The 9,025-nt window shown below is 64.1% G+C and carries 7 protein-coding genes; all 7 read left to right on the top strand.

The features are described from left to right. The first annotated feature begins 336 nt into the window (after window positions 1-336). From HX875_RS27230 to HX875_RS27200, 7 genes are read left to right on the top strand one after another with little or no spacing between them, the layout of a single operon-like run. The gene (locus HX875_RS27230; RefSeq protein ID WP_177047411.1) at window positions 337-1,959 is read left to right on the top strand and encodes a methyl-accepting chemotaxis protein; all 1,623 of its coding nucleotides are present in this window, start codon (window positions 337-339) and stop codon (window positions 1,957-1,959) included. After that, a complete protein-coding gene (locus tag HX875_RS27225; protein ID WP_177047410.1) occupies window positions 1,959-2,471 on the top strand; it encodes a chemotaxis protein CheW in 513 nt (170 codons plus the stop codon). Before HX875_RS27230 ends, HX875_RS27225 begins: the two co-directional genes overlap by 1 nt. Continuing rightward, window positions 2,471-3,733: a CheR family methyltransferase gene (locus tag HX875_RS27220; protein ID WP_177047409.1), complete on the top strand. Its 1,263-nt coding sequence runs from the start codon at window positions 2,471-2,473 to the stop codon at window positions 3,731-3,733. The genes HX875_RS27225 and HX875_RS27220 overlap by 1 nt, the downstream gene beginning before the upstream one ends. After that, the gene (locus HX875_RS27215) at window positions 3,730-4,416 is read left to right on the top strand and encodes a chemotaxis protein CheW (protein WP_177047408.1); all 687 of its coding nucleotides are present in this window, start codon (window positions 3,730-3,732) and stop codon (window positions 4,414-4,416) included. The genes HX875_RS27220 and HX875_RS27215 overlap by 4 nt, the downstream gene beginning before the upstream one ends. Further along, window positions 4,413-6,692: a hybrid sensor histidine kinase/response regulator gene (locus HX875_RS27210; RefSeq protein ID WP_177047407.1), complete on the top strand. Its 2,280-nt coding sequence runs from the start codon at window positions 4,413-4,415 to the stop codon at window positions 6,690-6,692. Before HX875_RS27215 ends, HX875_RS27210 begins: the two co-directional genes overlap by 4 nt. Next, window positions 6,689-7,699, top strand: a complete 1,011-nt coding sequence (locus tag HX875_RS27205) for a chemotaxis response regulator protein-glutamate methylesterase (protein WP_177047406.1) — start codon at window positions 6,689-6,691, stop codon at window positions 7,697-7,699. Before HX875_RS27210 ends, HX875_RS27205 begins: the two co-directional genes overlap by 4 nt. A 51-nt stretch (window positions 7,700-7,750) precedes the next feature. Further along, complete coding sequence (locus HX875_RS27200; protein WP_177047405.1) at window positions 7,751-8,752, top strand: diguanylate cyclase; 1,002 nt, start codon at window positions 7,751-7,753, stop codon at window positions 8,750-8,752. Window positions 8,753-9,025 lie beyond the last annotated feature (273 nt).

The following is a 9,025-nucleotide window of genomic DNA, read 5'->3' as shown; positions in this document are numbered from 1 at the left end:
CGGAGCGGGTAAACCGGCAGGACGCCGGTTTAGCCGCGACGGGGCAGGGACGCCCCGTCGCGGCGGCCCGCGGAGTAATGCCGGAGTGCGGGCACACCGAGCCTAGGCGAGGTGCCGAGTGGTGGGGCAAGAGCGTTTTGCTTACTTTTGCGCTTTTCAAAAGTGAGCCGCTGTAAGAGCGGAACCAATAGCGGCCGTTACCGCAGCAACGGATATGTCCCCCCCCTCCCGAAAACCTTTTCACCCCGAGCCCCCCCGATCCCACAACCCGTTGATTAATGATGCCACCCGCTCAGCTATACTCCCCTCCATTTGAATGGCCCTCGAGGAATTACTGTGAAGAACTGGACCTTGCGCCAACGGATTTTGGCGAGCTTTGCGGTCATCATCGCGATCATGCTGCTGATGGTAGTGGTCTCGTACTCACGCCTGCTGAAGATCGAACTCAGCGAAGAATCGGTCCGCGACGACGCAGTCCCCGGGGTGTACCTGAGCTCGATGATCCGCAGCGCCTGGGTCGACAGCTACCTGCAAACCCTCGACATCATCGGCCTGCGGGAAGACAAGGGCCTCACCGACGCCGACAAGGCCGACTTCAAGTCTTTCGAAGCCCGCATCCTCACCCAGATGGCCAATTACAAAGCAACCATCAACGGCGGCGACGATCAGGCCGAATTCGATAAATTCGAAGCCCTGCACCAGTCCTACAACAAGGCCCTGTTTGGCGTCCTCGACCACCTGCAGAACCGCGACGTGGCCGGCGCCCGCAAGCTGTTCGACGCCGAGCTGACCCCGACCTGGACCGCAGGCCGCATGAAGCTCAACGACATCATCACCGAAAACAAAAACGTCGCCGACCGCGCCACCAATGCCATCGACGACGCAGTGTCTGCTGCAAAAATCAGCATGGGTGTCTCGCTGATCCTCGCGATCCTGGCCGCCGGCCTCTGCGGCCTGCTGCTGATGCGTGCGATCATGGCGCCGATGAAACGCATCGTCGATATCCTCGAAACCATGCGCACCGGTGACTTGAGCAAGCGCCTGAACCTGGAACGCAAAGACGAATTCGGCGCAGTGGAAACCGGCTTCAACGACATGATGACCGAGCTCACCGCCCTGGTGTCCCAGGCCCAGCGCTCCTCGGTACAGGTCACCACTTCGGTCACCGAGATTGCCGCCACCTCCAAGCAGCAACAGGCCACCGCCACTGAAACGGCCGCGACAACCACCGAGATCGGCGCCACTTCCCGGGAGATCGCTGCCACGTCCAAGGACCTGGTCCGCACCATGACCGAAGTGTCTACCGCCGCCGACCAGGCATCGGTGGCCGCCGGTTCCGGCCAGCAAGGCCTGGCCCGCATGGAAGAAACCATGCATTCGGTGATGGGCGCCGCCGACCTGGTGAACGCCAAGCTGGCGATCCTCAATGAGAAGGCCGGCAACATCAACCAGGTGGTGGTCACCATCGTCAAGGTGGCCGACCAGACCAACCTGCTGTCCCTCAACGCCGCCATCGAGGCCGAGAAAGCCGGTGAGTACGGCCGCGGATTTGCCGTGGTGGCCACCGAAGTGCGGCGCCTGGCTGACCAGACCGCCGTGGCCACTTACGACATCGAGCAGATGGTGCGCGAGATCCAGTCGGCGGTGTCGGCCGGGGTGATGGGCATGGACAAGTTCTCTGAAGAAGTGCGCCGCGGCATGTTCGAAGTGCAGCAGGTGGGCGAGCAGCTGTCGCAGATCATCCATCAGGTGCAGGCGCTGGCGCCGCGGGTGTTGATGGTCAACGAGGGCATGCAGGCCCAGGCCACCGGCGCCGAGCAGATCAACCATGCGCTGGTGCAGTTGGGCGATGCCAGCAGCCAGACCGTCGAGTCTTTGCGCCAGGCCAGCTTTGCCATCGATGAGCTGAGCCAGGTCGCGGTCGGCCTGCGCAGCGGCGTGTCGCGTTTCAAAGTCTGATGAGCGACCTCGCGGCTAAACGCGGTGCCGTTGCGGCAGTGAAAAAAGCGCTGTTCCTGGTGTTTCACATCGGCAACGAACGGTACGCCCTCAAGGCCACGGAAGTGGCCGAGGTGCTGCCGCGCCTGCCGCTCAAGCTCATCGCCCATGCACCTGTCTGGGTCGCGGGGATTTTTGCCCATCGCGGGGCGATGGTGCCAGTGATCGATCTCAGCGCCCTGACCTTCGGCACACCGGCCCAGGCCCGCACCAGCACGCGCCTGGTGCTGGTCAACTATCAGCCCGATGTACTCGTCCCGGCACGTTGGCTGGGGCTGATCCTTGAGCAAGCCACTGACACCCTGCGGTGTGATCCTGCGCAGTTCCAGCCTTATGGCCTGGACAACCGCCAGGCACCGTACCTGGGCCCGGTGCGTGAAGACGAGCGCGGGCTGATGCAGTGGATCGGCGTGGCCGACCTGTTGACCGCCGACGTGCAGGCGCTGCTGTTTGCCGCTGGCGAGGAGGGTTGATGAGCAGCGATCAACGCTTTTTCGACTTCCTTAAGGAGCGCATCGGCCTGGACGTGGCCTCGGTGGGCGAAGCGATCATCGAGCGCGCCGTGCGCCAGCGCAGCCTGGCCCTCAACGCGCAGACGGCAGATGAATACTGGCAGCAGTTGGTGGCCTCGGCGGACGAACAGCAAGCGCTGATCGAAGCAGTGATCGTCCCCGAAACCTGGTTTTTCCGTTATCCCGAATCCTTCGCCACCCTGGCCCGGCTGGCCGTGGCCCGCCTGGCCGAAATCAAGCACATGCGCGCCCTGCGGATCCTCAGCCTGCCATGTTCTACCGGCGAAGAACCCTATTCGATTGCCATGGCCTTGCTCGACGCCGGCCTGGCGCCGCATCAGTTCAAGGTGCAGGGCATGGACGTCAGCCCGCTGTCGGTTGAGCGCGCCCGACGTGGGGTGTACGGCAGGAATTCATTTCGCGGCCAGGACATCGAGTTCCGCGAGCGCCACTTCAATGAGCAAAGCGATGGCTACTGCATTGCCGAGCGGGTGCGTGAGCAAGTGCGCCTGCAAGTGGGCAACCTGCTGGACCCCAGGCTGCTGGCCAACGAGCCTGCCTACGATTTTGTGTTCTGCCGCAACCTGCTGATCTACTTCGACCAGCCGACCCAGAAGCAGGTGTTTGAAGTGCTCAAGGGCCTGACCCAAGTCGATGGCGTGCTGTTTATCGGGCCTGCCGAAGGCAGTTTGCTGGGGCGCCTGGGCATGCGTTCGATTGGGGTGCCGCAGTCGTTTGCCTTCAGTCGTCATGCCGAACCTGCGCCTGAACCGGTGTTTGTGCCGATGCCCGCGCCGATCCCCCAGCGCAGTGCCGCGCCTATTCCGACCCGGCCCCGGCCGTTCAGCACGGTCGGCGCCCAAGTGGTGCCGATCAAGCCGCCGCCCCCACAGTCGGACGCCGCCGATCTGCTCAGCCAGATCGCGACCCTGGCCAATGAAGGCAAAAGCCTTGAAGCCCGTGCGGCCTGTGAGCGTTATTTACACAGCCACCCGCCGGCAGCCCAGGTGTTTTACTGGCTGGGCCTGCTCAGCGATGTGGCCGGCAGCGCCCTGGAAGCCCAGGGCTATTATCGAAAAGCCTTGTACCTGGAACCCCAGCACCCGCAGGCCTTGATGCACCTGGCCGCGTTGCTCGAGTCCCAGGGCGATGTCGCCGGCGCCCGCCGTTTGCAGGCCCGTGCCGCGCGCAGCGAGCGCGCTGACAGTGAGCGTAAATCATGACCCTGGACCCCGCGCTGAACCTGACCCTGGCCGACACCCAGGCCATCGACGACTGCTGGAACCGCATCGGCATCCACGGTGACAAGTCCTGCCCGCTGCTGGCCGAACACATCCACTGCCGCAATTGCTCGGTGTATTCCGCCGCCGCCACGCGCCTGCTCGACCGCTACGCCTTGCAGCAGGACGATCACCGGCCGGTGGCGACGCCGGACGTCGAGGGCGATGTCGCCACCCGTTCGCTGCTGATGTTCCGCCTCGGCGAAGAGTGGCTGGGCATCGCCACCCGTTGCCTGGTGGAAGTGGCGCCGCTGCAACCGATCCATTCCCTGCCGCACCAGCGCTCCCGTGCGTTATTGGGCGTGGCCAACGTGCGTGGCGCGCTGGTGGCGTGCCTGTCCCTGGTGGAATTGCTCGGGCTGGACAGCACCAGCAATGGCCCAAGTGGCGGGCGAATCATGCCGCGCATGCTGATTATCGCGGCGCAGGACGGCCCGGTGGTGGTGCCGGTGGATGAAGTGGACGGCATCCATGCCATTGATGAACGCACCTTGAACGCGGCGTCCGCCTCCGGCACCCAGGCCAGCGCCCGCTACACCCAAGGCGTCTTGCAGTGGAAAGGCCGCAGCCTGCGCTGGCTGGACGAGGCGCAATTGTTGTCTGCCGTGACCCGGAGCCTCACATGACCCCCGACCAGATGCGCGACGCCTCGCTGCTGGAACTGTTCAGCCTGGAAGCCGACGCCCAGACCCAGGTGCTCAGCGCCGGCCTTCTGGCCCTGGAGCGCAACCCGACCCAGGCCGATCAGCTCGAAGCCTGCATGCGCGCCGCCCATTCCCTGAAGGGCGCGGCGCGGATTGTCGGGGTGGACGCCGGTGTCAGCGTCGCCCACGTGATGGAAGATTGCCTGGTCAGCGCCCAGGAAAGCCGGCTGTACTTGCTGCCGGAACATATCGACGCACTGCTGCAAGGCACCGATTTGCTGATGCGCATCGCCACGCCGGGCAACACCGTGGGCCCGACGGACATTGAAGCCTATGTGGCGTTGATGGAGCGTTTGCTCGACCCGTCGCAGAAAGTCGCGCCGCCCGCTGCGCCGCCGCCAGCACCTGAAGTGTCGATGGAAGCGCTGCTGACCTTGCCGCCGGAACCCGAACCCGCGCCGCCGGTCAGCGCGGAGCTGCCACGCCAGAACAAGCGCATGACCGAAGGCGGCGAGCGTGTACTGCGGGTCACCGCCGAACGCTTGAACAGCCTGTTGGACCTGTCCAGCAAATCCCTGGTGGAAACCCAGCGGCTCAAGCCTTACCTCGCCAGTCTGCAGCGCCTCAAGCGCATCCAGAGCAACAGCGCCCGCGCCCTGGAAAACCTCGACGGCCACCTCAAGACCGTCGACCTGAGCCTGGAAGCCCAGGAAGCCCTGGCCGACACCCGCCGTTTGCTGAGCGAAGCCCAGGCGTTGCTCGCGGAAAAGACCGCTGAGATCGATGAGTTCGGCTGGCAGGCCGGGCAGCGCGCCCAGGTCTTGTATGACACCGCCCTGGCGTGCCGCATGCGTCCGTTTGCCGACGTATTGGCCGGCCAGGTGCGCATGGTGCGTGACCTGGGCCGCAGCCTCGGTAAACAGGTGCGCCTGGAAATCGAAGGCGAAAAAACCCAGGTCGACCGCGACGTGCTGGAAAAGCTCGAAGCGCCCTTGACCCATTTACTGCGCAATGCCGTCGACCACGGCATTGAAATGCCCGAGCAGCGGCTGCTGGCGGGCAAGCCGGCAGAAGGCTTGATCCGCCTGCGGGCATCGCACCAGGCCGGGCTGCTGGTGCTGGAATTGAGCGACGACGGCAACGGTGTCGACCTTGAGCGCCTGCGCGGCACCATCGTCGACCGGCATTTGTCGCCAGTGGAAACCGCCCTGCGCCTGAGCGAAGAGGAGTTGCTGACGTTCCTGTTCCTGCCGGGTTTCAGCCTGCGGGACAAGGTCACGGAGGTCTCCGGGCGCGGTGTCGGCCTGGACGCGGTGCAGCATATGGTGCGCCAGTTGCGCGGTGCGGTGGTGCTGGAGCAGACGGCGGGGCAGGGCAGCCGTTTCCATCTGGAAGTGCCGTTGACCCTGTCGGTGGTGCGCAGCCTGGTGGTGGAAGTGGGTGAAGAGGCCTACGCCTTCCCGCTGGCGCACATCGAGCGTATGCGCGACCTGGAACCCGACGACATCGTGCAACTGGAAGGCCGCCAGCATTTCTGGCACGAAGGCCGGCATGTCGGGCTGGTGGCCGCCAGCCAATTGCTGCAGCGCCCGCCGGGGCAGGGCAATCAGGAAACCCTCAAGGTCGTGGTGATCCGCGAGCGTGACGCGGTCTACGGGATTGCCGTGGAACGGTTTATCGGCGAGCGCACGTTGGTGGTGCTGCCCCTGGATGACCGGCTGGGCAAGGTCCAGGACATCTCCGCCGGGGCCTTGCTCGATGACGGCTCGGTGGTGTTGATCGTCGATGTTGAAGACATGCTGCGTTCGGTGGACAAACTGCTGAATACCGGTCGTCTGGAGCGCATCGCCCGACGCACCCAGCAAACCCTGGAAGCCCCGCGCAAGCGTATTCTGGTGGTGGATGACTCACTGACCGTGCGTGAGCTGCAACGCAAATTGTTACTTAATCGCGGTTATGAAGTGGCCGTGGCGGTCGATGGCATGGATGGCTGGAACGCGCTGCGCTCCGAAGACTTCGACCTGTTGATCACTGACATTGATATGCCTCGCATGGACGGTATTGAATTGGTCACACTCTTGCGCCGAGATACTCGCCTGCAATCGCTGCCGGTGATGGTTGTTTCCTACAAGGATCGGGAAGAAGACCGCCGCCGTGGGCTGGACGCCGGCGCCGACTATTATCTGGCCAAGGCCAGCTTCCATGACGACGCGCTGTTGGATGCGGTAGTGGAGCTGATTGGAGGCGCCCGGGCATGAGGATCGCGATCGTCAATGACATGCCCATGGCCGTGGAGGCCTTGCGCCGGGCGCTGAGTCTCGAGCCGGCCCATGAAGTGGTGTGGGTGGCCAACAACGGCCTGGAAGCGGTGCAGCGTTGCGCCGAACTCACCCCCGACCTGATTCTGATGGACCTCATCATGCCGGTAATGGATGGTGTGGAAGCCACCCGGCAGATCATGGCCGAGAGCCCGTGCGCCATTCTGATCGTGACCGTCGACCGCCAGGCCAATGTCAGCCGGGTGTTCGAAGCCATGGGCCATGGCGCCCTGGACGTGGTCGACACGCCCGCGCTGGGCGTGGGTAATCCCAAGGACGCCGCTGCGCCGCTGCTGCGCAAGATCCTCAATATCGGCTGGCTGATTGGTCAGCGCGGCAACCGCGTGCGGGCCGAGCCGGCCCCCCAGCGAGCCATGGGCAAACGCCAGAGCCTGGTGGCCATCGGTTCGTCTGCCGGTGGGCCGGCTGCCCTGGAATCCCTGCTCAAGGGCTTGCCCCGGGACTTTTCGCCGGCCATTGTGTTGGTGCAGCATGTGGACCAGGTGTTCGCCGCGGGTATGGCCGAATGGCTGAGCAGTGCCTCGGGCCTGCCGGTGCGCCTGGCCCGGGAAGGCGAGCCGCCACAAAGCGGCGTGGTGCTGTTGGCCGGCACCAATCATCACATTCGCCTGCTGAAGAACGGCACGCTGGCCTACACCGCCGAGCCCGTGAACGAGATTTACCGGCCGTCCATCGACGTGTTTTTCGAGAGCGTCGCCAGTTACTGGAGCGGCGATGCCGTCGGTGTGCTGCTGACCGGCATGGGCCGTGACGGCGCCCAGGGACTTAAAACGATGCGTCAGCAAGGCTACCTGACCATCGCGCAGGACCAGCAAAGCTGTGCCGTTTACGGCATGCCCAAAGCGGCAGCGGCGATCGACGCGGCTGTTGAAATTCGCCCATTGGACAGAATTGCGCCACGATTGCTGGAAGTGTTCGCAAAATGACCGATATCACACGCTGTCCTGGCCTGCAGGTAGTAATTCAGGTGACTGCAAATGAATGATTTACAGCTCGACGACTTCAAGACCGACGAAAATGCCGCCATGGTGCTGCTCGTCGACGACCAGGCCATGATCGGCGAAGCCGTGCGCCGGGGCCTGGCCCATGAAGACAATATCGACTTCCATTTTTGCGCCGACCCGCACCAGGCCATTGCCCAGGCGGTGCGTATCAAGCCGACGGTGATCCTGCAGGACCTGGTGATGCCGGGCCTCGACGGCCTGACCCTGGTGCGCGAATACCGCAACCACCCGGCGACCCAGAACATCCCGATCATCGTGCTCTCCACCAAGGAAGACCCGCTGATCAAGAGCGCGGCCTTTGCCGCCGGGGCCAACGATTACCTGGTCAAGCTGCCGGATAACATCGAACTGGTGGCGCGCATCCGTTACCACTCGCGCTCCTACATGACCCTGTTGCAGCGGGACGCGGCGTATCGCGCACTGCGGGTCAGCCAGCAGCAGTTGCTGGACACCAATTTGGTGCTGCAACGGCTGATGAACTCCGACGGCCTGACCGGGCTGTCCAATCGCCGGCATTTCGACGAATACCTGGAGCTGGAGTGGCGCCGTGCCATGCGTGACCAGACCCAACTGTCGCTGTTGATGATCGACGTGGACTTCTTCAAGACCTACAACGACAGCTTCGGCCACCTGGAAGGCGACGAGGCCCTGCGCAAGGTGGCCGCGACCATTCGTGATGCCAGCAGCCGCCCTTCGGACCTGCCGGCGCGTTACGGCGGTGAAGAGTTTGCCCTGGTGCTGCCGAACACCTCGCCGGGCGGGGCACGGTTGGTGGCCGAAAAACTGCGCCAGGCGGTGGCGGCGCTGAAAATCCCGCACATCAGCCCGGCTGAAGGGGCGAGCCTGACCATCAGCATCGGCCTGTCGACCATGACCCCGGTGCAGGGCACCGATTGCCGGCAGTTGATCTCGGCGGCGGACAAGGGCTTGTACCTGGCCAAGCACAATGGGCGCAATCAGGTGGGTATCGAGTAACGACGGCAAGGCTTGCTGTAGCGAGGGAGCTTGCTCTGGTGAGGGAGCTTGCTGTGGCGAGGGAGCTTGCTCCCGCTGGGCTGCGAAGCAGCCCCAAACCATCAACCGGGCATTGCCTGACACACCACAATGACATTACAAGGGTCTGCTGCGCAGCCCAGCGGGAGCAAGCTCCCTCGCCACAGGGGCTCTTGAACGCGTATTTGCGGATGCGACCCCGCCTTTTCGGCCAAGCGGACTGCCGTTATCAGCCGTTTGTCGTTATACTCGTCG

Origin of the sequence: Pseudomonas yamanorum, assembly GCF_013386765.1 — a bacterium.
Classification (GTDB): Bacteria; Pseudomonadota; Gammaproteobacteria; order Pseudomonadales; family Pseudomonadaceae; genus Aquipseudomonas; species Aquipseudomonas yamanorum_A.
The sequence above is the reverse complement of the archived record's forward strand: the minus strand, read 5'-3'. Positions and strand labels throughout refer to the sequence as shown.